Here is a 436-nt window from a genome sequence, read left to right on the forward strand (position 1 = left end):
ACATCGAAACCGTCGATACCGAAAGCAAAACCATTACCGCCGACTGGGGCTTAGACTACTGATGTTGATTCAAGCCATCACCATCTTCCCCGAAATGTTCGACAGCATTACCGAATACGGCGTAACCGGTCGCGCAAAAAAACAAAACTTTTGGCAATTCCAAGCCATCAATCCCCGTAAATTCGCCGACAACAAACTCGGTTATATTGACGATCGCCCCTTTGGCGGAGGTCCGGGAATGATTATGATGGCGCCGCCGCTGCAAGCAGCGATAGAAGAAGCCAAACAAACATCTTCAGCGCCTGCAAAAGTCATCTACCTTAGTCCGCAAGGTCAACCGCTGACCCACAAAAAAGCCGTAGAACTTGCAAAATCCCCGCATCTCATACTGCTTTGCGGACGATACGAAGGAATTGACGAGCGCCTACTGCAAAGC

The 436-nt window shown here is 49.8% G+C and carries 1 pseudogene; it reads left to right on the forward strand.

The features are described 5' to 3' along the window. Positions 1 to 61 precede the first annotated feature (61 nt). Positions 62 to 436: pseudogene (locus tag ACTHUR_RS21405) on the forward strand (tRNA (guanosine(37)-N1)-methyltransferase TrmD); the annotation flags it as partial.

It is taken from the genome of Neisseria sp. P0021.S007, assembly GCF_051956855.1.